The sequence below is a fragment of the Planomonospora sp. ID67723 genome (assembly GCF_015711605.1).
Classification (GTDB): domain Bacteria; phylum Actinomycetota; class Actinomycetes; order Streptosporangiales; family Streptosporangiaceae; genus Planomonospora_A.
In genome coordinates, this window is the sequence record NZ_JABTEZ010000001.1 from 290,338 (window position 1) to 314,924 (window position 24,587).

At 72.0% G+C, this 24,587-nt stretch carries 20 protein-coding genes; 15 read left to right on the forward strand and 5 right to left on the reverse strand.

The genetic code is table 11. From position 1 onward, the window contains the following. Positions 1–144: 144 nt before the first annotated feature. The 9 genes from HS041_RS01310 (at position 145) to HS041_RS01350 (ending at position 10,749) form a co-directional block, all read left to right on the forward strand. Entirely contained in the window at positions 145–1,314 is a 1,170-nt protein-coding gene (locus HS041_RS01310) for a homogentisate 1,2-dioxygenase (RefSeq protein ID WP_196438689.1), read from the forward strand. Beyond that, the gene (locus HS041_RS01315; protein ID WP_196440714.1) at positions 1,311–2,123 is read left to right on the forward strand and encodes a hypothetical protein; all 813 of its coding nucleotides are present in this window, start codon (positions 1,311–1,313) and stop codon (positions 2,121–2,123) included. The genes HS041_RS01310 and HS041_RS01315 overlap by 4 nt, the downstream gene beginning before the upstream one ends. Beyond that, positions 2,120–3,268, forward strand: a complete 1,149-nt coding sequence (gene fahA, locus HS041_RS01320; protein ID WP_196438690.1) for a fumarylacetoacetase — start codon at positions 2,120–2,122, stop codon at positions 3,266–3,268. The genes HS041_RS01315 and fahA overlap by 4 nt, the downstream gene beginning before the upstream one ends. A 146-nt stretch (positions 3,269–3,414) precedes the next feature. Then, complete coding sequence (locus tag HS041_RS01325; RefSeq protein ID WP_230878381.1) at positions 3,415–4,551, forward strand: L,D-transpeptidase; 1,137 nt, start codon at positions 3,415–3,417, stop codon at positions 4,549–4,551. 235 nt (positions 4,552–4,786) lie between these two features. Beyond that, the gene (locus HS041_RS01330) at positions 4,787–5,221 is read left to right on the forward strand and encodes an NfeD family protein (protein ID WP_196438692.1); all 435 of its coding nucleotides are present in this window, start codon (positions 4,787–4,789) and stop codon (positions 5,219–5,221) included. Between the two features lie 3 nt (positions 5,222–5,224). Beyond that, on the forward strand, positions 5,225–6,355 hold the full coding sequence (locus tag HS041_RS01335) for an SPFH domain-containing protein (protein ID WP_196438693.1): 1,131 nt from the start codon (positions 5,225–5,227) through the stop codon (positions 6,353–6,355). 390 nt (positions 6,356–6,745) lie between these two features. After that, positions 6,746–8,284 (forward strand): cellulase family glycosylhydrolase, encoded by a 1,539-nt coding sequence (locus HS041_RS39700; RefSeq protein WP_196438694.1) that lies wholly within the window; start codon positions 6,746–6,748, stop codon positions 8,282–8,284. A 255-nt stretch (positions 8,285–8,539) separates the two neighbouring features. Further along, a complete protein-coding gene (gene tdh, locus HS041_RS01345; RefSeq protein ID WP_196438695.1) occupies positions 8,540–9,568 on the forward strand; it encodes an L-threonine 3-dehydrogenase in 1,029 nt (342 codons plus the stop codon). After that, entirely contained in the window at positions 9,568–10,749 is a 1,182-nt protein-coding gene (locus HS041_RS01350) for a glycine C-acetyltransferase (protein ID WP_196440715.1), read from the forward strand. Before tdh ends, HS041_RS01350 begins: the two co-directional genes overlap by 1 nt. Before the next feature lie 69 nt (positions 10,750–10,818). Here the strand turns inward: HS041_RS01350 and HS041_RS01355 are convergent, their stop codons facing one another. Then, positions 10,819–11,781, reverse strand: coding sequence for an RNA polymerase sigma factor (locus HS041_RS01355; RefSeq protein ID WP_374058815.1), 963 nt, complete (start codon positions 11,779–11,781; stop codon positions 10,819–10,821). A 74-nt stretch (positions 11,782–11,855) separates the two neighbouring features. Beyond that, entirely contained in the window at positions 11,856–12,122 is a 267-nt protein-coding gene (locus HS041_RS01360) for a hypothetical protein (RefSeq protein ID WP_196438696.1), read from the reverse strand. 99 nt (positions 12,123–12,221) lie between these two features. Here HS041_RS01360 and HS041_RS01365 point away from each other — a divergent pair, with 99 nt between their 5' ends. Next, entirely contained in the window at positions 12,222–12,866 is a 645-nt protein-coding gene (locus tag HS041_RS01365) for a TetR/AcrR family transcriptional regulator (protein WP_196438697.1), read from the forward strand. 1 nt (position 12,867) lies between these two features. Here the strand turns inward: HS041_RS01365 and HS041_RS01370 are convergent, their stop codons facing one another. Together HS041_RS01370 and HS041_RS39880 are read right to left on the reverse strand one after the other, a co-directional pair. Beyond that, positions 12,868–13,566 (reverse strand): response regulator transcription factor, encoded by a 699-nt coding sequence (locus HS041_RS01370; RefSeq protein WP_230878382.1) that lies wholly within the window; start codon positions 13,564–13,566, stop codon positions 12,868–12,870. Next, positions 13,559–15,325, reverse strand: coding sequence for a sensor histidine kinase (locus HS041_RS39880; RefSeq protein ID WP_196438698.1), 1,767 nt, complete (start codon positions 15,323–15,325; stop codon positions 13,559–13,561). Before HS041_RS39880 ends, HS041_RS01370 begins: the two co-directional genes overlap by 8 nt. A gap of 185 nt (positions 15,326–15,510) precedes the next feature. On the opposite strand from HS041_RS39880, the gene HS041_RS01380 reads away from it, so the two are divergent. The 5 genes from HS041_RS01380 to HS041_RS01400 all read left to right on the forward strand — a co-directional run bounded on the left by HS041_RS01380 (position 15,511) and on the right by HS041_RS01400 (position 21,440). Next, a complete protein-coding gene (locus HS041_RS01380; protein ID WP_196438699.1) occupies positions 15,511–16,884 on the forward strand; it encodes a serine hydrolase in 1,374 nt (457 codons plus the stop codon). 106 nt (positions 16,885–16,990) lie between these two features. After that, complete coding sequence (locus tag HS041_RS01385) at positions 16,991–17,962, forward strand: LysR family transcriptional regulator (RefSeq protein ID WP_196438700.1); 972 nt, start codon at positions 16,991–16,993, stop codon at positions 17,960–17,962. 191 nt (positions 17,963–18,153) lie between these two features. Further along, entirely contained in the window at positions 18,154–19,359 is a 1,206-nt protein-coding gene (locus tag HS041_RS01390) for a cytochrome P450 (protein WP_196438701.1), read from the forward strand. Positions 19,360–19,611: 252 nt separating this feature from the next. Continuing rightward, positions 19,612–20,583, forward strand: coding sequence for an ATP-binding cassette domain-containing protein (locus HS041_RS01395; protein ID WP_196438702.1), 972 nt, complete (start codon positions 19,612–19,614; stop codon positions 20,581–20,583). Further along, positions 20,580–21,440, forward strand: coding sequence for an ABC transporter permease (locus HS041_RS01400; RefSeq protein WP_196438703.1), 861 nt, complete (start codon positions 20,580–20,582; stop codon positions 21,438–21,440). The genes HS041_RS01395 and HS041_RS01400 overlap by 4 nt, the downstream gene beginning before the upstream one ends. Positions 21,441–21,473: 33 nt before the next feature. Here HS041_RS01400 and HS041_RS01405 read toward each other — a convergent pair whose 3' ends face one another. After that, the gene (locus HS041_RS01405; RefSeq protein WP_196438704.1) at positions 21,474–24,587 is read right to left on the reverse strand and encodes an AfsR/SARP family transcriptional regulator; all 3,114 of its coding nucleotides are present in this window, start codon (positions 24,585–24,587) and stop codon (positions 21,474–21,476) included.

Consider the following 24,587-nt stretch of genomic DNA (forward strand, 5'->3'; position numbering starts at 1 on the left):
CGGAGCTCTCGGGGGCCTCCCTCCGGGGTCCCCGCGTCCGCGCGGGCCACGGCTCGTGTTTGACATCCCCCGCCCGGTGACAGATGGTTGTTCGTATAGAGGACGCTAGTGTCCGATAGTCGGACATAGGTGGGAGAAGCGCATATGCCGTACTACCGCATGGTGGGTGACGTACCCCGCAAGCGACATGTTCAGTTCCGGCGGCCCGACGGCGGGCTGTACGCCGAGGAGCTGATGGGCGAGGAGGGCTTCTCCAGCGACTCGTCGCTCCTCTACCACCGCCACCTCCCTACGGCGATCATCAAGGCGGAGGCGGTCGAGCCCGGCGCGGCCTCGGCCCTGACCCCGAACCTGCCGCTCTCCCCCCGCCACTTCCGCACCCAGGACCTTCCGGTCGGCGGCGACCTGGTCACCGGGCGCGGACTGCTCGCGGGCAACGCCGACGTCCGCATGTCGTACGTCGCGACCGAGACCCCCAGCGAGCTCTACCGCAACTCCATGGGCGACGAGTGCGTCTACATCGCGAGCGGCCGGGTCAGGTTCGAGTCCACCTACGGCGTCATCGAGGCCGGTGAGGGCGACTACGTCGTCGTGCCGACCGGGACCATCCACCGCTGGGTGCCCCAGGGCCGGGTGAGCGCCTTCACCGTCGAGGCCGCCGGGCACATCCGCCCGCCCAAGCGCTACCTGTCCAAGTACGGCCAGTTCCTGGAGCACGCCCCCTACTGCGAGCGCGACCTGCGCGCCCCGCAGGAGACGCTGGTCGTCGAGGGCGAGGAGGTGCCGGTGCTGGTCCGCACGCGCGGCGGGCTGACCCGGCTGGTCTACCGCAACCACCCCTTCGACGTGGTCGGCTGGGACGGCTGCCTGTACCCCTACGCCTTCAACATCAACGACTTCGAGCCGATCGTGAAGGGCATCCACGCCCCGCCGCCGGTCCACCAGACCTTCGAGGGCCCGAACTTCGTCATCTGCTCCTTCTGCCCCCGGCCGCTGGACTTCCACCCGGACGCCGTGCCGATCCCGTACAACCACCACAACGTCGACTCCGACGAGCTGATGTTCTACGCGGGCGGCGACTACACCGCGCGCAAGGGCTCCGGCATCGACGTCGGCTCGATCTCGCTGCACCCGGCCGGGTTCACCCACGGCCCGCAGCCCGGCGCCGTCGAGGCGGTCGTCAAAGCGGTACGGCAGGGGCACACCCGCACCAACGAGCTGGCCGTGATGGTCGACACCTTCCGCCCGCTGGACCTGGGCCCCGCCGCCCTGTCGGTGGAGGATCCCGGATACGCCTGGACGTGGGCGCGATGACCGCGGCGACGCTCTTCCACGGCCTCGTCGACGACGCCGGGCTGTTCCCGCCCACCGCCCTGCCGATGTCCGCGGCGCTGGCCCGGCACCGGAGCGACCTGGCCGAGGGCCACCCGGTCCTCACCCACCGGTTCCTCTGCCCGGCAAGCCGGCTTCCCGCGCTGCGCGCCGAATCTGCGGGGTCCGGCCTCCCGATCAGGCTCGGGTTGATCGTCGACACTCCGGACCTGCCCCCCGCCGAGGACCTCGACGGCCTGGAAGTCGAGCTGGTCGAGATCCCGGGCGCCCGGTTCGAGACGCCGGCCGGGCGCATCGAGGTGCCCGCCGCGCCGCCCGGCCTGAAGGCCCGCCGGTTCGTCGAGGTCACCGCGGCCCGGCTCCCCGTCCACCTGCCCGAGGGGACCGGGCTGAAGATCAGGTGCGGCGGCCTCACCGCGGACGCCTTCCCCGGCGCCCACGACCTGGGCGCCTTCATCGCGCACTGCGCGGCCGAGGGCGTCCCGTTCAAGGCCACCGCCGGGCTGCACCACGCGGTCCGGCACTTCGACCCGGCGCTCGGCACCGACCGGCACGGCTTCCTCAACCTGGTCCTCGCGGTCTGCCAGGCCGTCGAGGGGCACGACCCGGTGCCGGTGCTGAAACTGACCGACGTGGGCGAGCTGGTACGGCTGGCGCGGGCCGTACCGGACGGGACCGCGCGGCGGGCCAGGGAACTGCTGGTGTCCTACGGCTCGTGCAGCACGAGCGCTCCGCTGGAAGACCTGCGCGCCCTCGGCCTGACCGAACCGATCGAAGAGGAGGACGTGTGACGACTGCGAGCCCCTGGGGCATCGAGAACCTTCCCTACGGGGTCTTCTCCCGGACCGACGGCGAAACCCCGCGCGTCGGCGTCCGGTACGGCGACCACGTGCTCGACCTGGCCGGGGCGCTGCACGACGAGGTGTTCGCCACCGGCTCGCTCAACGGCTTCATGGCCAGGGGCGCGACGGCGTGGCGGGACACCCGGGCGGTGATCCAGAACAAGCTCCGCACCGACCTGGCCACCGTCGAACCGCATCTGGTCCCGCTCGACCAGGTGCGGATGCACCTGCCGATCGAGGTGGGCGACTACGTCGACTTCTACTGTTCGCTGGAGCACGCCTCCAACCTCGGCCGGATCCTCCGCCCCGACGACGAGCCGCTGAAGCCGAACTGGCGGCACCTGCCGGTGGGCTACCACGGCAGGGCCGGGACCGTCGTCGCCTCGGGGACCCCGATCGTCCGCCCGTGCGGGCAGCGCGGCGCGGGGATCTTCGGTCCCTCCGCCAAGCTGGACATCGAGGCGGAGCTCGGCTTCGTGGTCGGCGCCCCGACCGAGCTGGGCGGGCGCGCCGGCCGGTTCGCCGACCACGTGTTCGGCGTGACGCTGGTCAACGACTGGAGCGCGCGGGACATCCAGGGGTGGGAGTACGTCCCGCTCGGACCTTTTCTCGGTAAATCATTCGCGACCTCGATCTCTCCGTGGGTCACCCCGCTGGAGGCGCTCGCCTCCGCCCGCGTCCCGGGGCGGGCCCAGGACCCCGAACCCCTGGAATACCTGCGGCGCAGCGAGCCCTGGGGTCTCGACGTGTCCCTGGAGGTGAGGCTGAACGGCGAGGTCGTCTCGCGCCCGCCGTACCGGGAGATGTACTGGACGCCCGACCAGATGCTCTCCCACATGACCGTCAACGGCGCCTCTCTGCGGGTCGGCGACCTGTTCGCCAGCGGCACGATCTCCGGCGCGGAGGTGGACCAGCGGGGCTCTTTCATGGAGCTGACCTGGAACGGAACCGAGCCGATCAAGCTCTCCGACGGATCGGTGCGCGGCTTCCTGGAGGACGGCGACACCGTCACGATCACCGCGACCGCGCCGGGCCCGGACGGGAGCGCGATCGCCCTCGGGGAGGTGTCGGGAACCGTCCATCCGGCACGATAAGCCCGTGTTGCGACTCAACGTGCTTTCGTGATTACGGAGCGCTAATCTTGGCAGCCGGCTGTTCGTAACCACCGCGAACGCTGTGGACGATCAAAAGGCAGGAATCGATGCGGCGCGCCGCAGGCCCTCTCACGACCCTTCTCCTCATGCTCGCCCTGGCGGGCTGCTCCTCGGTCACGACAGGTGACGACCGGGCAGCGGGAACGGCCGCGCCCGTGGTCCAGATCGACCCGCGGCCGGGGTCGGAGCAGGCGCCGACCACCCGGGGGCTGACCGTGCGCGCCGGAGCCGGCACGCTGGTCGGGGTCGTCGCCTACGCGGACGACGACCCCGTGCCGGGCTACTTCGACCCCACCCGGACCGTCTGGCGCTCGAACCGGCCCCTCGCCCCCGGCAAGGACTACTCCGTGAGCGCCACCGCCACCGGCGCGAACGGCGTCCGGGGCAGCGCCACCGGACGGTTCCGCACCTTCACTCCCGAACGGACCTTCCGGATCGTGTCCGTCACCCCGAGCCCCGGTGAGACCGTGGGCGTCGGCATGCCGATCATCGTCGACTTCGACGTCCCGGTGCGCGACAGGGCGGCCGTCGAGAAGGCGCTGGAGGTCAGCAGCCCGAGTGCCGTCGAGGGCGCCTGGCACTGGTCGGGAGAGACCCGGGCCGTCTACCGCCCCCGCCGCTACTGGCCGGCCGGGGAGAAGGTCGGCTTCACCGCGTACCTGTCCGGCGTCCGCGCCGCCAAGGACACCTACGGCACGGCCGACCACGCCGTGCGCTTCACCGTCGGGCGCGAGCAGATCAGCACCATCGACACCCGGACCCACCAGATGACGGTCCGCCGCGACGGCGAGGTCGTCCAGCGCATGGCCATCAGCGCGGGCATGGCCACCACCAGGGAGTACACGACGACCAGCGGCATCCACCTCACCATGGACAAGACCAACCCGGTCCGCATGATCTCCCCGAACCGCCGCGAGGGCGACCCCGGCTACTACGACGTGATGATCAACCATGCCGTGCGGATCTCCAACAGCGGCGAGTACATCCACGCCAAGGACAACGTCTGGGCGCAGGGCCGGGTCAACGTCAGCCACGGCTGCGTCAACGCCCGACCCGACCAGGCCGCCTGGTTCTACACGAACTCACTGCGCGGCGACCCGGTGATCATCAACGGCACCGACCGCGAGCTGGAGTGGGACAACGGCTGGGGCTACTGGCAGCTCTCCTGGTCCGACTGGCTCAAGGGCAGCGCGCTGCACTCCGGCCCCGCCTCCGACTCCTGACGGCCGCTCCGCACCCGCGCCCGGCTCCCGGCCGGCATGCCGGCTTCGGCTTCGGCTTCGGCTTCGGCTTCGGCTTCGGCTTCGGCTTCGGCTTCGGCTTCGGCTTCGGCTTCGGCTTCGAACAGGCGTCCCACCATCCCTGTCCGGCTCCTGGCAGGCATGCCGGCGGCGACATACGGTGGAGACGGGAACCCTGCGGACACCGGACCCGTTGCACAGGTAGGAGGGCCGGAGCATGGATGATTGGGTCATCTGGCTGATTCTCGCCGTGGTGCTGGGCGTCGCCGAGATCTTCACCCTGACCACCGCCCTCGGCCTGCTCGGCGGCGCGGCGCTGTTCGCCTCCCTCGCCGCCCTGATCGGCCTCCCCGTCCCGCTCCAGCTCATCGTCTTCGCCGGCTCGCTCGCCGCCGGAGTCGTCGTGATCAGACCCATCGCCAAGCGGCATCTCAGGCCGCCCCCGCCCGGCCGGCGCTTCGGCGTCCAGGCCCTCGTCGGGAAGACCGCCTACGTGACCAGCGAGGTCACCGGGCGAGACGGCCGCATCAAGATCGGCGGCGAGGAGTGGTCGGCGAGAGCATACGACGAGACGCTGGTGATCCCGGCCGGGGCGGCCGTCGACGTCATCGAGATCGAGGGCGCGACCGCCCTCGTCTATCCGAGGGAGTGAGCCATGGATCCGCTGCTGATCGTCGGGGTGCTCGTCGTCCTGTTCGCCGTGTTCACGGTCATGAAATCGGTGCGGATCGTGCCCCAGGCGCGGGCCAGGAACGTCGAACGGCTCGGCCGGTACCACACCACGCTCAAGCCCGGCCTCAACTTCGTGATCCCCTACATCGACCGGGTCTACCCGATGATCGACCTGCGCGAGCAGGTCGTCTCCTTCCGCCCGCAGCCGGTGATCACCGAGGACAACCTCGTCGTGGAGATCGACACCGTGCTCTACTTCCAGGTCACCGACCCGCGCGCGGCGGCCTACGAGATCGCCAACTACATCCAGGCGATCGAGCAGCTGACGGTCACCACCCTGCGCAACGTCATCGGCTCCATGGACCTGGAGATGACGCTCACCTCGCGTGACACGATCAACAGCCAGCTCCGGGGCGTGCTCGACGAGGCGACCGGCAAGTGGGGCATCAGGGTCAACCGGGTCGAGATCAAGGCCATCGACCCGCCGAAGAGCATCAAGGACGCGATGGAGAAGCAGATGCGCGCCGAGCGGGACAAGCGTGCCTCGATCCTCAACGCCGAGGGCCAGCGCCAGTCCCAGATCCTCACCGCCGAGGGCGACAAGCAGAGCGCCATCCTGCGGGCCGAGGGCGAGCGGAGCGCCGCCATCCTCAAGGCACAGGGCCAGTCCCAGGCCATCGACGAGGTCTTCCAGGCCGTGCACCGCAACGACCCCGACCCCAAACTGCTGGCCTACCAGTACCTCCAGGTCCTTCCCGAGCTGGCCAAGGGGCAGGGCAACACCTTCTGGGTGATCCCCAGCGAGGTCACCTCCGCCCTCCAGGGCGTCTCCAGGGCGTTCACCGAGTCCCTCCCGGCCTCCCCGGCGACCCGCGAGCTCTCCCGGGAGGAGCACGTCTCCGCCGCGAAGGAGGCCGCCGAGGCTCAGCAGGCCGCCGCCGAGGCGGTCGCGGAGGCCACGGAGGCCACCGCGGAAGCCACTGCGGGGGCCACTGCGGGGACCGATCCGGACGCCGGCCCCCGCCAGCTCGGTCCCGGCCCGGTCACCCCCGACGCCCTGGCCCACCTCCAGGACGGGCACCTCCGGGAGGAGCGGCGGCACCCCGCCTCCTGACCCACGCCGCACCGCCCGCCGCCCCTCCGCGCCCGCCCGCCCCGCCGTACGGCGGGGCGGTTCTTCCCTCGGCGCCGCGCGCCCAGGTCCGCCACGCCCGCGATGAAACTTTCATCCGCACCGGCGGCGGCCCGCCGTACCGGGTGAGGGTGCGTGAGCAGGGGCTGGAGAGGATTCAGCGGATCTCCGGCGCCGAATCGACAACCGGCCACATCACTTCAAATGTGGCTCGCGGCCATCGAACTGGTAGAAACCCCTCCGAACTCTGCAGCGCTCGGGGCCTTCGACGGCCCCTCCTCATTCGGTCCGCGAGGGGTGGTCGCGCCGGGGAAGCGCCATTGCGCGATCTCTCCTCGCCAGGGCCGGACCAGAATATGAAAGGCCACTGTCGTGAAACCTCTCTCGCGTCCGCGCCGCGGATTCCTGAGGATCGGCGCCACCGTCGCGCTCGCTCTGGGCTCGCTTGCGGCCATGCCGGTCGGTAACGCCGTGGCCACCGCCGCCGGCTGCGCGGTCACCTACACCACCAGCAGCTGGCCGGGCGGTTTCAGCGCCAACATCACCGTCAAGAACCTCGGCGGCGCCATCGACGGATGGAAACTCGGCTTCTCCTTCCCGAGCTCCGGCCAGAAGGTCGGGCACGGCTGGTCGGCGGTCTACGACCAGGACGGCACCGCCGTCACCGCCGGCAGCGTCGGCTACAACAAGTCCCTGGCCACCGGCGCCTCGGCGAACATCGGGTTCATCGGGAGCACGACCGGCGGCAACCCGATCCCGACGACCTTCACCCTCAACGGGGTCACCTGCAACGACACGGCCACGAGGCCGCCCTCGCCGCCCACCCCCACTCCCACCCCCACGGCCACACCGACACCGACCCGCACGGCCACGCCCACTCCCACACCGACCCGCACGGCCACGCCGACGCCCACTCCCACGGCAACCCGTACGGCCACGCCCACTCCCACCTCCACGGCGCCCCCCGCCACCGGCACCCCCGTCGGGATCAACGGCAAGCTGCACGTCTGCGGCGTCCACCTGTGCAACAAGTACAACCGCCCGATCCAGCTGCGCGGCATGAGCACCCACGGCCTCCAGTGGTTCGCCAAGTGCTACAACGACGCCTCCCTGAACGCGCTCGCGAACGACTGGAAGGCCGACTTCCTGCGGGTCGCGATGTACGTGCAGGAGGGCGGCTACGAGACCAACCCGACCGCCTTCACCGAGCAGGTGAACAGGTACGTCGACATGGCCACCGCGCGCGGCCTGTACTCGATCATCGACTTCCACACGCTGACGCCGGGCGACCCCAACCACAACCTGGCCCGCGCGAAGACGTTCTTCGCCTCGGTCGCCGCCCGCAACGCCGGTAGGAGCAACGTCATCTACGAGATCGCCAACGAGCCCAACGGGGTGAGCTGGGCCTCGATCAAGAGCTACGCCGAGCAGGTCATCCCGGTGATCCGGGCGGCGGACCCGGACGCTGTGATCATCGTCGGCACCCGGGCGTGGTCGTCACTGGGCGTCTCGGAGGGCTCCAACGAGACCGAGATCGTCAACAATCCGGTCGACGCCGAGAACATCATGTACGCCTTCCACTTCTACGCCGCCTCGCACAAGGACAACTACCGGGCCGCGGTGAGCCGGGCAGCCGCGAAACTGCCGCTGTTCGTCTCCGAGTTCGGCACGGTGACCGCCAGCGGGAACGGTGAGGTCGACCTCGCCAGCACCGCCGCCTGGATCGACATGCTGGACCAGCTGAAGATCGGCTACGCCAACTGGACCTACTCCGACGCCGGTGAGAGCAGCGCCGCCTTCAAGGCGGGCACCTGCTCGGGCACCGCCTACGCCGGCACCGGGGTGCTCAACCAGTCGGGCGTCTACATCCGCGACCGCATCCGCACCGCGGACAACTTCCCCACCGGCTGATCTCCCTCCCCACAGCCGGTCCGACCGGTCGGATCGCGTCGCCCAGGAGGCCCCTCCCGCATGGGAGGGGCCTCCTCCCCGTTCCGGCGGCGGATCCCCCCCGGCCGGATCCGGCTCGTCAGGACCTCCCTCACACAGCCGGGCCGACGTGGGGTGTGAAGCCACGCTGTTCCCCGGGTTAAGAAAAGCGCGATGGACACCGCCGGAGGCGGCCCGGCACAGTGCGTAAAGTCGGAAGATGAGGGGGGACCTGACATGAAAGCGCTGGTCAAGGAGCGGGCCGAACCGGGCTTGTGGTTGGTGGACGTGCCCGAGCCCGAGGTGGGGCCGGGAGAGGTGCTGATCAGGGTGCTGCGCACCGGGATCTGCGGGACCGACCTGCACATCCGGAGTTTCGACGCGTGGGCGCGGCAGACCCTGAGGCTCCCGCTCGTCGTGGGGCACGAGTTCTGCGGCGAGGTGGTCGAGGTGGCGCCGGGAGTCGAAGACATCGCCGTCGGCGACCTGGTCAGCGGCGAGGGGCACATCGTCTGCGGCAAGTGCCGCAACTGCATGGCCGGCCGCCGGCACCTGTGCCGCAACACGGTCGGGCTCGGGGTGAACCGCGACGGCGCCTTCGCCGAGTACGTGACGCTGCCCGCCTCCAACGTCTGGGTGCACCGGACGCCGGTGGACCCGGACGTGGCGGCGATCTTCGATCCGTTCGGCAACGCCGTGCACACCGCCCTGTCGTTCCCGATGGTCGGCGAGGACGTCCTGATCACCGGTGCCGGGCCGATCGGGCTGATGGCCGCGGCCGTCGCCACCCACGTCGGCGCGCGCAACGTGGTCATCACCGACCTCAGCGCCGAGCGCCTGGCCATCGCCGACAAGATCGGGGTCAGCCTGGCGCTGAACGTGGCCGAGACCCCCATCGCCGACGGCATGGCGCGGCTCGGCATGCGTGAGGGCTTCGACGTGGGCCTGGAGATGTCCGGGCACCCCCAGGCGCTCCGCGACATGATCGCGAACATGACGCACGGCGGGAAGATCGCCATGCTGGGCCTGCCGGCGGAGGAGTTCGCGGTCGACTTCGCGACGATCGTGACCTCCATGATCACCATTAAGGGCATCTACGGGCGGGAGATGTACGAGACGTGGTACGCCATGTCCGTGCTCCTGGAGAAGGGCCTCGACCTCTCCCCCGTCATCACCGACCGCTTCTCCTACCGTGACTTCGACGCGGCCTTCGACACCGCGGCGAGCGGCAGGACCGGCAAGATCATCATGGATTGGACCGCCTGATGTTCGACAACGTCCGCGACGACCTTCGCGCCGCCCTCAACGAGATCGCCTCGGCCGGCCTGCTCAAGCCCGAGCGGGTCATCACCACCCCGCAGCGCGCCGGCATCGCCGTCTCCGCCGCGGGCGGGCCCCGCGAGGTGCTGAACTTCTGCGCCAACAACTACCTGGGCCTGGCCGACCACCCCGAGGTGGTGGCCGCGGCCCGGGAGGCGCTGGACCGCTGGGGCTACGGCATGGCCTCGGTCCGGTTCATCTGCGGCACGCAGGAGGTGCACAAGGAGCTGGAGACGCGACTGTCGGCCTTCCTCGGCCAGGAGGACACCGTCCTGTACAGCTCGTGCTTCGACGCCAACGGCGGGGTGTTCGAGACGCTGCTCGACGACCGTGACGCGGTGATCTCCGACGCGCTCAACCACGCGAGCATCATCGACGGCATCCGCCTGTGCAAGGCCCGGCGCCTGCGCTACGCCAACCGCGACATGGCCGAGCTGGAGGCCCGCCTCAAGGAGGCCTCCGACGCCCGGCGCAAGCTGGTCGTCACCGACGGCGTGTTCTCCATGGACGGCTACCTCGCCCCGCTGGACGAGATCTGCGACCTGGCCGAGCGCTACGGCGCCATGGTCATGGTCGACGACTCGCACGCGGTCGGCTTCGTCGGCGGGGGCGGCGCGGGCACCCCCGAGCTGTACGGCGTGCGCGACCGGGTGGACGTCATCACCGGCACGCTCGGCAAGGCGCTCGGCGGGGCGAGCGGCGGCTACGTGGCGGCCCGCAAGGAGATCTGCGAGCTCCTCCGCCAGCGCTCGCGCCCCTACCTGTTCTCCAACTCGCTCGCCCCGGTGATCGCCGCCGCCTCCCTGCGCGTCCTGGACCTGATCAGCGGCTCCAGCGAGGCCCGCGAGCGGCTGCGCGCCAACACCGCGCGCTTCCGCAGCCGGATGACCGAGGCGGGGTTCGACATCCTGCCCGGCGACCACCCCATCGTGCCGGTGATGATCGGCGACGCGGCCGAGGCCGGCGCGATGGCCGAGCGCCTGCTCGAACAGGGCATCTACGTGATCGGCTTCTCCTACCCGGTGGTCCCGCACGGCCAGGCCAGGATCCGGGTCCAGCTCTCGGCGGCCCACTCCGCCGAGGACGTCGACCGCGCGGTGGAGGCGTTCGTCACCGCGCGGGGCTGAACCCGGATCGACGGATCGGGGGCGTGATCCCCTTCCGCGCCCTCGGCATCCCGCCGAGGGCGCGGGCGCTCAGGACAGCAGGTCGGCCAGGGCCCGGGTGCGGGAGGGGTGGCGCAGCTTGCGCATCCCCCCGGCCTCGATCTGGCGGATGCGCTCACGTGTCACGCCGAACCTCCTGCCGACCTCCTCAAGGGTCTTCGCCTCGCCGTCGTCCAGGCCGAACCGGAGCGAGATCACGCCCGCCTCCCGCTCGGTCAGGGTCTCCAGCACGGCGTCCAGCTGGCCGCGGAGCAGCGACGAGGCGACCGTGTCGGCCGGGTCCGACGCGTCGTCCTCGATGAGATCGCCCAGCTCGGCGTCGCCGTCGTCCCCGATCCGGACGTGCAGCGAGATCGGCTCCCGGGCGTGGCGCAGCAGCTGCTCGACCTTCTCGGAGGTCAGGTCGAGCTCGGCCGCCAGCTCCTCCGGAGTGGCCTCCCGGCCGAGCTTCTGCAGCATCGCGCGCTGAGCGCGGGTCACCCGGTTGAGGACCTCGACGACGTGCGAGGGGAGGCGGACCGTCCGGCTCTGGTCGGCCAGCGCGCGGCCGACCGCCTGCTTGATCCACCAGGTGGCGTAGGTGGAGAACTTCAGCCCGCGCCGGTGGTCGAACTTCTCCACCGCGCGCATCATGCCGATGGTGCCCTCCTGGACGAGGTCCAGCAGCGGCATCCCGCCGCCGGCGGCGTAGCGCCTGGCGATCGAGACGACCAGTCGCAGGTTGGCCTCGACCATGTGGTCCCTGGCGCGGCGGCCGTCGGCGGCCAGCCGCTCCAGCTCGCGCCGCTCGGCCGGGGTGAGCGCGTCGCCTCCGGTGTCGAGGCGCTCCTGCGCGAGCGTCCCGGCCTCGACGCGCTCCCCCAGCTCCACTTCCTGCTCGGCGGTCAGCAGCGGGGTGCGCCCGATCTGCCGGAGATAGTCCTTCACCTGGTCGGCATCGACGGCTCCGTTCACGTGACGGGCAGGGCGGGTGGCGAGGGCGGTAGCGCTCAAGAAATGTCCTTTCACCGGGTCTGGGTTGGCAGGAACGCCCGGGCGGTCGTGATCGATTCCCGGTGCGGGACCGGTCAGCCGCGACCGGGCACGCGGTGAGGGCGATGCGCCGGAATGCGGCGCCCCTGCTCCCTCCCCGGCCGCACCTCCGTGACGCGGAGGCCACGTCCGCCCGCCGTACGGGCGAAACGGTCGCCGGCCTGCGGCGCGGCGGGCGGCACCCGCGTGGGCAGGAGGTCCGCGGGCAGCGCCACGGACCGGATCCCGGGCCGGGCGGCGTCCGGCCCGAGCTGGATGATCCCCTGGATCGCTTCGGCGACGCGGGTTGTGCTGTCGGCCATGCCGGCTGTCCTCTCGTTGTGCGCTGTCTGACCTAAACTTATGTCCGACCTAGAAATATGTCAATAATAAATTTAGGTCGGTCCTGATAAGGTGGTCGCATGAGCACGCAGACGACGAGCCTCAGAGAGCTGAAGAAGCAGCAGACCAGGGAGAACATCTCCCACCAGGCCACCCGGCTGTTCCTGGAGCGCGGCTTCGACAAGGTGACGATCGCCGAGGTGGCGGAGGCCGCGCAGGTGGCCAAGATGACGGTCACCAACTACTTCCCGCGCAAGGAGGACCTCGCCCTCGACCTGAGCGAGGCGTTCGTGCAGTCCCTGGCCCGGACCGTCCGCGAGAGGGAGCCCGGGGAGTCCGCACTGGCCGCGCTGCGCCGCGCCTACCTGGCCGCGGCGGCCGAGCGTGATCCGGTCATCGGCTTCTCCGGCCCCGCGTTCGCCCGGATGATCAGCGACAGCCCCGCGCTCTCGGCCCGGCTGCGGGAGTTCCACGACGAGCGCGAGAGGGCCCTGGCCGACGCGCTCGCCGAGGAGACCGGCGCCGGGCCCGGGGACATCCTGCCCCGGGTGGCCGCCGCCCAGCTCGGCGGCGTCCACCGGCTGCTGTTCGACGAGACGTTCCGCCGCACCGTCGGGGGACAGGACGGCGAGGAGATCGCGACGGTCCTCACCGGCTACATCGGCACCGCCTTCGACGCCCTGGAGCCCTCCCTCGGCGGCTACGCCGTCCGCCCGGCCGGATGACCTACGTGCCGAGATAGGCCAGGACCGCCGCCACGCGCCGGTGGGTGTCCGGGCTGTTCTCCAGCTCCAGCTTCATGAAGATCGAGTTGACGTTCTTCTCGACGGCCGAGACCGACAGGTGGAGCGCCCGGGCGATGCCGCCGTTGGACCTGCCGTGGGCCATCTCGCGCAGCACGTCGCGTTCGCGACCGGTCAGTTCCTCTCCCCGGCCGCCCCGTACGGCACGGCGGGCCAGCAGGCCCTCCACGACCTTGGGGTCGATGACCGAGCCGCCACCGGCCACCGCCCGCACGGCGCCGAGCAGCTCCTCCAGGTCACCGACGCGGTCCTTCAGCAGGTAGGCGAACCCCTCGGTGCCGTGCTTGAACACCTCGAAGGCGTAGAGCGCGTCGGAGAACTGGGAGAGCACCACGACGCCGACCGCCGGGTGCTCGGCGCGGATCCGGTGGGCTGCGTCGATGCCTTCGAAGCCCGGCCGGAAGGAGCCGCCGGGCATCCGGATGTCGGTGATGACCACGTCCGGCCGGAGCCTGCGCACGGCGTCCAGCACCTCGTCGGCGCTGCCCACCGCTCCGGCGACGACGGCCTTCCCGGACGTCTCCAGCAACCGCCGGACGCCCTCGCGGACCAGGTAGTGGTCGTCGGCGACGACGACGCGCGGCGGTTCCGGCGTGACCGGCGGCATCGGCGACTCAGTCATGGACCGGCACCCAGGCTCTCACCGTCGTCCCCTCTCCCTCCGCGCTCGCCACGTCCAGCCCGCCGCCGAGCGCGGCCAGCCGGTCGGTGAGGGCGACGAGCCCCCGCCGCACGGCCGTCCCCGGGTCGAACCCCGCGCCGTCGTCGGCGACCGTCACCTGCAGCCGCCCGCCGGAGAGCGTGAGCCGTACGTCCAGGGCCGAGGCCCCGGCGTGCTTGAGCGCGTTGGCGATCGCCTCGCTCACCGTGAAGTACACCGCCCCTTCGATCTCGTCGGAAAAGCGTCTCACGCGCAGTCCCGGATCGACGTTCACCGTCGAGGCCACCGGAAGGCGCGAGCAGCGCTCCTCCAGCGCCTCCGCCAGCCCGCCCTGGCTGAGCACCGACGGATGGATGCCCGCCGCCAGCTCCCGCAGGTCGTCCAGGGTCTGCCGGGCCTGGTCCCGCAGGAGCGCCAGCATCTCGGGGCCTCCTCCGGTGGCCCTGGCCACCTCGAGACCGGCGATGAGCGCGACGATCTGCTGCTGCGCGCCGTCATGGATGTTGCGCTCGATCCGCCGCCGCTCGGCCTCCTGCGCGTTGACCAGCCGGGCGGCCAGCCCCGCGCTCTGGATCGCCAGTCCGACCGGTACGGCCAGCGCGCGCAGCAGCCGCCGGTCGTCAGCGGTGAAGCGGCCCTCGTCTCTGGGGCCGCACGCGATGTGCCCCTGCCCCGCGGGGACGGTCAGCCCCGGCTCGCCCTCCTCCGCACCCGCCACGACCCGGGTGCCGTCCGCGAGCGTGACCGCCGCCCACCGTGCGTCCAGCGCCGTCCGTACGGCTCCCGCCAGCCGCCCGAGCTGCTCGCCCGGCTCCGCCTCCTCCAGGCCGGGCGCCATCTCCGACAGCAGCTCGTCCACCGTGGGCCGCACGTCGAAGACGAGGAAGAAGCGCGATCCCCGGATGCCCACCCGGATGTCGAGCAGGTTGTGCCGGAACACGGCCACCGCGATCGCGGCGGGCAGCGCGCCCAGCATGCTCACCAGCCCGAGCCAGAGCGCCCTCGAACCGGCGACGAGGAAGAACGAGGTCAGCAGGAATCCGCCGAGGGTGGCGGCGAGGCCGGCGGCCATCCAGCGGAGCCGGCGGCGCTCGGGTCCGGAGCCGCGGCGCAGGCGCGCCAGGAGGGAGCCCAGCACCACCAGCGCCACGACGAAGGTGGTGAGCTGCCCCAGCCCGCCCATTCCTGCCACGACCAGTTCACCGGGCCCGGTGATCCCGAGGGGGTTGCCGACCGGCGAGATGACGTACACCTGGTCCGGGAGCAGCAGCACTCCCAGCCAGTGCGCGGTGATCGCCACCGCGGCGATCCAGGCCGCCACACGCCAGCGCGGCGAGGGGAGCCGCCCGTCCGGGAAGAACAGCGGGATGAACACCCACGACAACCCGTAGAAGGGGGCGAACAGCGAGGCGAGCAGGGCGGCGAGGACGGCCAGGGGCGTGGACTGCCCGGGTTCCGCGGAGACCAGGATGCCGACCCCGAGGGCCCCCAGGCCCAGGCAGTCCGCGGTCGCCAGGAGCAGCCAGCCGTACAGGTTGCCGGGCCGCCGGTGGGCGACGAGCCAGCCCAGCGCGGGCAGGACCAGCACCAGGGCGACGAACGCCCACTGCGTGGGCGGCATCGGGAGCCCGGTCTCGAGCACCGACCCGGCGACGGCCCCGAGGACCGCCACCAGTGCCATGGACGCGGCGAGAAGGCGTGCCGGAGTCGGGGGGATCACGGAAGGCAGTGTGTCCCTCCCGTGAACCGGCGTCTATGAGGTTGTCCGCACATCCGGGGAGGACGGCCGCACCCGGGAGGTCGGCGGCCCGCCGCATACCTCATCGCAGGCTCCCTCCCTAGCGTGGAGATCAAGGCCGGCACCGTGACGGTGCCGGTGGACCGCAGCTCATGGAGGAGATTGTCGTGCACCTTCGGCCCCGGATGACACGCGCCCTGGCGCTGGCCGCCCTCGCCGTGACCGCCCCCCTGGCGGTGGGCGCGGGCGGCGCGCTCCCGGCAGCCGCGCAGTCCGCACCGTTCACGCAGTCCACGCGCGCAGCCGCCGCCCCGGAGATCCCCGACAGCCCGGCCGGGAAGCAGCTCCGCTGGTTCCTGGACGCCACGGGCCGCGCGCCGCTCGACGCGAGCGAGATCGAGCAGCACGTGAGCGCCGAGTTCCTCAAACACATCTCCGTCGACGGCTTCAACGGCTTCCTCAAGCAGGCCGCCGGTCTCCGGCTCGACACGCTGACCGAGGTCTCCCCCACCTCCCTGGCCGGCACGGCGACCCTCGCCGGGCAGAAGTTCGACCTCCAGCTCGCCGTGGACGCGGACGGGAAGATCGACGGAGTGGGGGTGGCGCCGTCGATCCCGTCCGCGCCCACCAGCTGGTCCAAGCTCGACGCCCGGCTCGGCAAGGTCGCCCGCACGACCGGCTTCCTCGCCGCCGAGATCGACGGGCCGGGCCGCTGCGAGACCGTCCACGCGGTCAAGGCGGACACCCCCCGGCCGCTGGGCTCGATCTTCAAGCTCTACGTGCTCGGTGCGGTGGCCGAGCAGATCCGCGCGGGCAAGCTGAGCTGGGACACCAAGCTCACCCTCACGCCCGAGGTGAAGCTGCCCGCCGAGGACGGCCTGGGCACCCGGCCGGACAACAGCACCGTCACGGTCCACGAGGCGGCCAAGCTGATGATCTCGATCAGCGACAACACCGCCACCGACCTGCTCATCCACACGGTCGGCCGCAAGGCCGTGGAGAAGAAGGTCCGCCAGTGGTCGGACCACGCCAAGCTGAACATGCCCTTCCTCACCGTCCGCGAGTGGTTCCTGCTGAAGTCCGTCGACTACCCCCGGCACGCCCGCGCCTACCTGGCGCGCGACACCGCGGACCGCCGCACCTACCTCAAGGACGTCGTCGCCGGGCTCCCGGTCGCGGCCGACGGCTACTGGGCGGGGCAGCGCCCCCGGAAGATCAACTCCATCGAGTGGTTCGGCTCCCCCCGCGACATCTGCCGCGCCTACGCCGGACTGCTCAAGCTGGACAGCGACCGGTTGAACGACGTGATGTCGGCCAACGACGCCGGACTCCGTCTCGACCCCGGCGCCTGGCCCACCGTCTGGTACAAGGGCGGCTCCGAGGTCGGCGTCCTCACCATGGCCTTCCTCGGGCGCACCGCGAAGGGGCGGACGTACGTCGTCACCACGCTGGCGAGCGACAGCCGCGCCCCCATCAACGAGAGCGCCGCCGCCCCCGAGATGATCTCCCTCAGCAGGGGCGGGTTCGGCCTGGTCCGCTGAGCGGCCCGCCCTCCCGGCGGGCGGGCGTCCGGTGCCGCGGACATGCGCACTCCGGGCGCCGGACGGCGGTGAGCCGGACGACGGCGGACTCGACGACAATGAGAGGGTGATTGACACCCGGCGGCTGCGGACCCTGCGCGCGGTGGCCGACCACCGGACGGTCACCGCCGCGGCCGCCGCGCTGCACCTCACCCCCTCCGCCGTCTCCCAGCAGCTCGCCGCCCTCGAACACGAGGTCGGCCACCGGCTGCTGGAGCGCGACGCCCGGGGGGTGCGGCTCACCGCCGTCGGCCGCATCCTGCTCGACCACGCCAACGAGGTCCTCGCCCAGCTCGAACGGGCCGGGGCCGACATCGCCGCGTACACGACCGGTACGGCGGGCGAGGTGAAGGTCGCCTCCTTCGCCACCGCGATCGGGCTGGTGGTGGCCCCGGCGATGGGCGTGCTCCGGGACAAGGAGCCCGGCCTCCAGGTGCGGGTGCTGGACGCCGAGGGCGACCAGAGCCTGACCATGGTGCTGGACGGCGTGGTGGACGTGGCCGTCGCCGTGGAGTACCGCGGCGCCCCCGCCGAGGACGACCGCCGTCTCTCCCGCATCCCGCTGTACGCCGAGCCGTTCGACGTCGTCCTTCCCCGCGGCCACCGCCTCACGGGCGCCTCCGCGCCGCGCCCCCCGGGTACGGCGAGCACAGCGGACGCGGCGTTCCCGGAGGAACCGGTCACGGTCGCGGACCTGGCGGGTGAGACGTGGATCGGCCCCTACCCGGGCAACCCCTGCCACGACGTGATCGCCCTGGCCTGCGAGCACGCGGGGTTCACCCCGGAGTTCGCGCACTCCTCCGACGACTTCAGCGCGGTGGTCGCGCTGGCCGCGGCGGGGGCGGGCGTGGCGATGGTGCCGCGCCTGGCGCTGCGCGGGACGGACCTGTCCGGCGTGGTGATCCGCCCGGTCGCGGGCCCGCAACGCCGGGTCTTCGCCGCGGTGCGGCGCGGAGCGGAGCGCCACCCCCTGCTCGTTCCCCTGCTGGACGCCCTCCACCACGCCGCGACGGCCCTGCGCCGCACCCCTCCGTCATGACGGTCCGCCGGGCGCGGCGCCGTCACCGGGCCGGAGGCGGAAACGGACCGAGACCCCTTGCCGTCCGGCGCGCGCCGTGAGATAGCGGAGAGCAGACGGGGCGTCCCGGCGGGCCGAACCCGCCGGGACGTCCTGCGGAGACCGTCGAGGGCGCACCGATCCTTCGGTGCCGGGAAGAGAGGGCCGTCCGCATGCGGATCGACCTGCTGGAGGACACCTGGGAGCGGGGAGTCCCGCACGACCAGTTCGCGTACCTGCGCCGCGAGGCGCCGATCCACTGGCACGACGTGCCGGACGACACGGGGTTCTGGGCCGTCACCCGCTACCACGACATCAGGGCGATCAGCCGTGACCACCACACCTGGTCCACCGAGGCGGGCAGCACCTTCATCCGCACGCCGTCGCCGGAGGAGATGGCGGTCGCGCGGCTGATGCTGCTCAACATGGACCCGCCCAAGCAGACCCGCTACCGCAGGCTGGTCAGCGCCGGTTTCACACCCCGCATGGTCGGAAAGCTGACGGAGGCCATCCGGGCGCGTGCCGCGCGGATCGCCGACTCCGTGGCCGAGAAGGGCGGGGAGGTCGAGTTCGTCACCGACGTCGCCCAGCACCTCCCCCTCCAGACGATCTGCGAGATGGTCGGCGTTCCCCGGTCGGACCAGCAGATGATCTTCGACTGGTCCAACCGGATGATCGGGTTCCAGGACCCCGACTTCCACACCACCTCCGATGACAGCGACATCGCCGGAGGGGAGATGTTCCTCTACTGCGACAAGCTCGTCGAGGACCGGCGCGCGAACCCCCGCGACGACATCCTCACCGTGCTGGTCCAGGCCGAGGTCGACGGCGATCGGCTCACCCGTGAGGAGATCGACGCCTTCTTCGTCATGCTGACCGTGGCCGGGAACGAGACCACCCGCAACCTGATCGCGCACGCCGTACTGGCGCTGATCGAGCGCCCGGACGTCTATCAGGAGCTGGCCGCGAACCTCGACGACGAGGACCTGTGGCGTTCGGCCACCGAGGAGTTCCTGCGCTGGGGATCCTCGATCCACAACTTCCGCCGTACGGCGGTGCGGGACACCGAGCTGCACGGCCAGAAGATCGCCGAAGGTGAGAAGGTGGTCACGTTCTACGCCTCGGCCAACTACGACGAGAAGGTCTTCGCCGACCCGCTGACCCTCGACATCCGCCGCGCCCCCAACGAGCATCTGACCTTCGGCGGCGGCGGCCCCCACTTCTGCCTGGGCGCGGGCCTGGCCCGCGCCCAGATCACGGCGATGGTCCGCGAGCTGCTGCGGCGCTTCCCCGAAGCCGAGCTCACCGCTCCGCCCAGGCGCATGCGCTCGGACTTCATCAACGGCATCAAGCACATGCCGGTCCGCTTCCGCCTCTGAAGATCGTCAGCGCAGAGGTCCACGCCCCCGAGGCCGAAACGGCGCGCACCTCTGCGCTGACGATCAGTCCCGTACGCCGTACGTCCTCCCCTCGTCCCCGGCCGGCGGACCGCCTTCATCGCCACCCGCAGAACCGGAGCCGACGAAACCGGCGGGCCAGGGGTGAAACCGGCGTGAAGCCGCGACGAAGCCGATGGCGCGGAAGCTCTCCTCGGACGCCGGGAGGTACCCGGCGGAGAGAGGAGACGCGTCATGGCGGACCTCAGTGCCGTCCGGGCCGACAGTCTGGTCAAGGACTTCGGAGACTTCCGGGCCGTGGACGGCATCGACCTCCATGTACGGCAAGGCGAGATCTTCGGAGTCCTGGGCCCCAACGGAGCGGGAAAGACCACAACGCTCCGGATGCTCGCCACCCTGCTCCCCATCGGCGGCGGCCATGCGGAGATCTTCGGCGTCGACGTCCGGCGGGAGCCCCACCGCATCCGGCAACTGGTGGGCGTCACCGGCCAGTACGCCTCGGTGGACGAGGACCTGACCGCCCGGGAGAACCTCTGGCTGTTCGCCCGCCTCCAGGGCCTGACCGGCACCCGAGCCAAGAGCATCGCCGGTGACCTGCTCGAACGCTTCGGGCTCCAGGAGGCGGCCGACCGCCCCCTGGCCCAGTTCAGCGGCGGCATGCGCCGCCGCCTGGACCTCGCGTCGAGCCTGATCACCCGCCCTCCCCTGATCTTCCTGGACGAGCCCACGACCGGCCTCGACCCGAGAACCCGGGGCCAGATGTGGGACACCATCCGCGAGCTGGTCACCGACGGCTCCACGATCCTCCTCACCACCCAGTACCTGGACGAAGCCGACCAGCTGGCCGACCGCGTAGCCGTGATCGACCGGGGCCGGAAGGTCGCCGAAGACACCCCCGACGCCCTGAAGACCCAGGTCGGCGACTCGACCCTGCAGCTCAACCTCGCAGCCGGCTCCGACACCGCCCTGGCCGCCGACGTCGTCCGCCGGCTGCTGGGCGAGGACCCGGTCCTGACCCCGGAATCAGGACGCATGAACGTCCCCCTCCCCGACCCGAACCGAGCCGCGGACGTCCTCATCGGCCTGCGGGAAGCAGGCCTCGGCATCTCCTCGGTGAGCGTCGCCAAGCCGACGCTGGACGAGGTCTTCCTGGCGCTGACCGGCCACGGCACCGACGACGAATCCCAGATGGAGGCGGCCCGATGACCACCACGAGCGCTGGGGCCCCGACGACCCCGACGACCCCCGCCCCTCGGCGCATCGACCCGTCCGCCGTGGTCGCCGGCACCACGTCCCGCAACTCGTTCCAGGAAACCTGGGTCCAGACCATGGCGATGGCGTGGCGGGCCCTGAAGAAGATGCGCCGCAAGCCCGAGCAGTTCTTCGACGTCCTCATCCAGCCCCTGCTGTTCACCGCGATGTTCGCGTTCATCTTCGGCGGCGCGATCTCCGGCAGCGTCCCGGAGTACCTCCCGGTGCTGATCCCCGGAATCCTCGCCCAGACGGCCCTGACCGTCTGCATGGCGACGGGCGTGCAGTTGCGCGAGGACATGGACAAGGGGGTCTTCGACCGCTTCAAGTCCCTGCCGATCGCGAGGATCGCCCCCTTGGCCGGCCCGATGATCGCCGACCTGGTCCGGTACGGCATCGCGTCGGTGCTGACGCTCGTCACCGGCCTGGCCATCGGCTATCGCCCCGGCGGCGGCGTGCTCGGCTGCATCGGCGGCGTCGCCCTCACCGTGTTCGCGGGCTGGTCACTGGCGTGGATCTTCACCTGGCTGGGCACGATGGCGCGTTCGGCGCAGAGCGTCCAGGGCATCTCAATGATGATCATGTTCCCGCTCACCTTCCTGTCCAACGCCTTCGTCCCCGCCGAGACGCTGCCCGGCTGGCTGGAGGCGTTCGTGAAGGTCAACCCGGTCTCGCACGTCGTCTCCGCGGTGCGCGACCTGTTCAACGACGGGGCCGTGACGGCCGAGGTCGGCTGGGCGGTCATCGGCTGCGCGGTCGTCATCGCGGTCTTCGCCCCGCTCGCGGTCCGCTCGTACTCCCGCAAGATGTAGGCGGCGTCCTCGCGCGGTGTCCTCCGGACCGCGTCAGACCACCCGATCCAGGACGGCGCGGGCCTCGGCCAGCAGGTCGGGGCCGCGCCGCTCGCCGTACTCGGCCTCGATCCGGGACATGACGCCGGGAGCGACACGCTCGGCGTGCGCGGACAGCACCGGCCACTGCATCGTCGGGGCGAACCGGTTGTAGGCGAACCGGTCGGCGAGCACGAGCAGCCGTACCCCGTCCTCGGCGGGCATCGCTCCCTTCAGCAGGCCCCAGACGCCCAGCCCGGCGAGCACCATCCCCACCACCGGGTAGTCCCTGAACTCGTGGTCCGGGCCGAGCACGATCAGGACCTTGGCCCGCAGCGACTCGAAGAGGTCCGCGCCGTCGTCGCCCTCGCCGTACTGCGCGAACGCCGGGAGCGCGAAGGCCTCGCCCACGACGGTCCACGGTGAACCGTCCGGCGCATGCGGGACGCTCAGGTCCCGGAGCAGCTCGGCGGCCTCACGGTGCCGTCGCAGCCCCTCGGTGACGTCGCCGTCGACGAGGGCCAGCTGGGCCCTGGCGACGGCGACCGACAGGATCTCGCCGTAGGTGCTCCGGGAGGCGAGCGACTCCAGGTCGTCGATCATCCACGCGGCCTCGTCACGGAGACCCTCGGCGAGCGCCGCCATGGCGAGGGCGGCGCGGATCTGGACGGCGTCCTCCACCGCGCCGAGGCGTTCGAGCACCGGGAGCGCCTCGGCGGCGTGCCCGGCGGCGGAGGCGAAGTCGCCGGAGTTCGCGTACAGGCCGGCCAGCTGGGTGTGCAGGGCCGCCCGGTTCCATGGACCGCCGCCCTCGTCGGCGAGCTCGAGGGCGCCCAGGGTCGCCTCGATCGCGCCGGCCGGGTCACCGGCGTTCTCCCGGCCGTGGCTCAGGAAGTGCAGCGCGATCCGGCGGATCAGCGGGTCGGGATCAGCGGCCAGATCGTCGAGGCCGTCATGGGGGTCCTCCAGCATGGTGAGCAGCACGGTCACCAGCGCCCGGACGACCGGGTTCGCCGAGTCGGCGCCCAGCCCGGACAGCATCCGCGCCAGTGCCCCGGCATCTTCGGAGGAGACGATGACGCTGTTGAGCAGCGCGATGCTCAGGGCCACCCGGGTCCGGTCGAGGAGCCGGGGCGGGGGCGTCCAGCCGGTCAGGGCCGCGGCGACGGCCGGGGTGAGGACGATGCTGCGCGGGTGGTCCCCGCGGACCGTCCAGTAGCCGCCCAGCGCGGAGAACAGCACCACCACCGCCTCCGGATCGGGGTCGGGGTCGGCGAGGGCCTCGCGCAGGATGTCGGCGAGGTTCGTCTCCTCCGGACGCAGCCGGTCCACCGCGTCGACCTGCTCCGGCGAGTACAGCCGGACGCCGTGCCGGTCGGCGTGACCGACGGCCCACGCGCGCACGGCGGCCCGCGCCCCGGCGGTCTCGCCGGCCTCCTCCAGCCGCACCCGGCCGAACTCGCGCACCGTCTCGAGCATGCGGTACCGGACGCCGTCGGCGGTCTCCACGACGGCGAGCAGGGACTGCTCCACGAGCTCGGCGATGTCGCCGAGGGCGTCGCCGCCGAGCACCTCCTCCGCGGCGTCGAGGGCGAAGCCGTCCGGAAAGGCCGAGAGGCGGCGCAGGGCCCGGCGCTCCCGCTCGCCGAGAAGGTTCCAGGACCAGTCGATCACCGCCAGCAGCGTCTGGTGCCGGGAGGGGGCGCTCCGGTCGCCGCCGCGCAGCAGCGCGAACCTGTCCTCCAGCCGGTGGGCGATCTCGGCCGGTGACATCACCCGCACCTTCGCGGCGGCCAGTTCGATCGCGAGCGGCAGGCCGTCCAGGCGGGCCACGACGGCGCGCACGTCGTCCTCGTCGAGGCGCACACCGGGCCGGGCCGCGGTCGCGCGGTCGTGGAACAACTCGACGGCGTCACCGGTTCCCAGTTGGGGCAGCGGATAGACGCGTTCGGCGGCGATCGCCAGCGGCGAGCGGGTCGTGGTGAGGATGCGCAGCTCCCGCGTGGTCGCGGCCAGATAGGCGACCAGGCCGGCGACCGCCTCCACCAGATGCTCGCAGTTGTCGAGCACCAGCAGCGTCGGGGCCGGGTCGAGCCGCTGGGCGATCCGGGCGCGGACGTCGGCGCGCTGCTGCGGGGTGAGCGTCCGGCGTCCGGTCACCGAGTCGCGGACGCCGAGCGCCGACCCCACCTCGCCGACCAGATCCTCGGGGGCCGTCACGCCGGCCAGCTCGACGAAGTGCACCGCCGGCTGCGGGGCCTCGCGGGCGACGGCATGGGCGAGCCGGGTCTTGCCGAGCCCGCCCGGACCGAGGATCGAGACCACCCGGGACGCGGCGAGCAGCGCCCGCACCCGCCGGAGGTCGTCGTCGCGGCCGAGCAGCGGGGTCGTGTCGAACCGCACGCCGGCGCGCACGGGGCTGTCGAGCGCCAGCAGCTCGCGGTGGACCCGCCGCAGCCCCGGGCCGACGTCGGCACCGATCCGGTCACGCAGATCCGACCGGTAGCGCTCGAAGCGGTCCAGCGCGGCGCCCGTCCCGCGCACCGCCGCCTCGCTGCGCAGGAGGTCGGCGAGCAGCCCCTCGTCCTCGGGGTGGACGCGCACAGCCTCCTCGAGCCCGGACAGGGCGGGGCCGTGGTCGCCGCTCCGGCTCCGGGCCCGGGCGAGCACGACCCGCGCGGACGCCAGGTCGCGTTCGGCGCGCCGGCGCACCTCGGCCAGCGGCCCGTCGCCCTCGGGGGGCAGCGTTCCGGCGCCCAGCGCGAGCGCCTCTTCCGCCGCCTCCGCCGCCACGGCCGGATGCTCGGGGAGCAACGTCCGCGCCCGGCACGCCAGATCGTGCAGCCGACCGGCGTCGACCCGGTCGGGCGGACCCACGAGCCGGTAGCCGCCCCCTTCCGTGACCAGCGCCTCCGGCCCCACGACCGACCTGGTCCGGGACACCAGGACCTGAAGCGCCTTCGCCGGGTTGGCCGGCTCGTCGTCCCCCCACACCTCCGCGATGAGCCGGTCCGTGTGCACGGTCCGGCAGGAGAGCGCGAGGGCGGCGAGCAGCGCCTGAGCCCTCTCGCCGACCACCGGCTGCCCCCGCCACCGCACACCGTGGAGCAGACTCAGGTCGATCGGCAT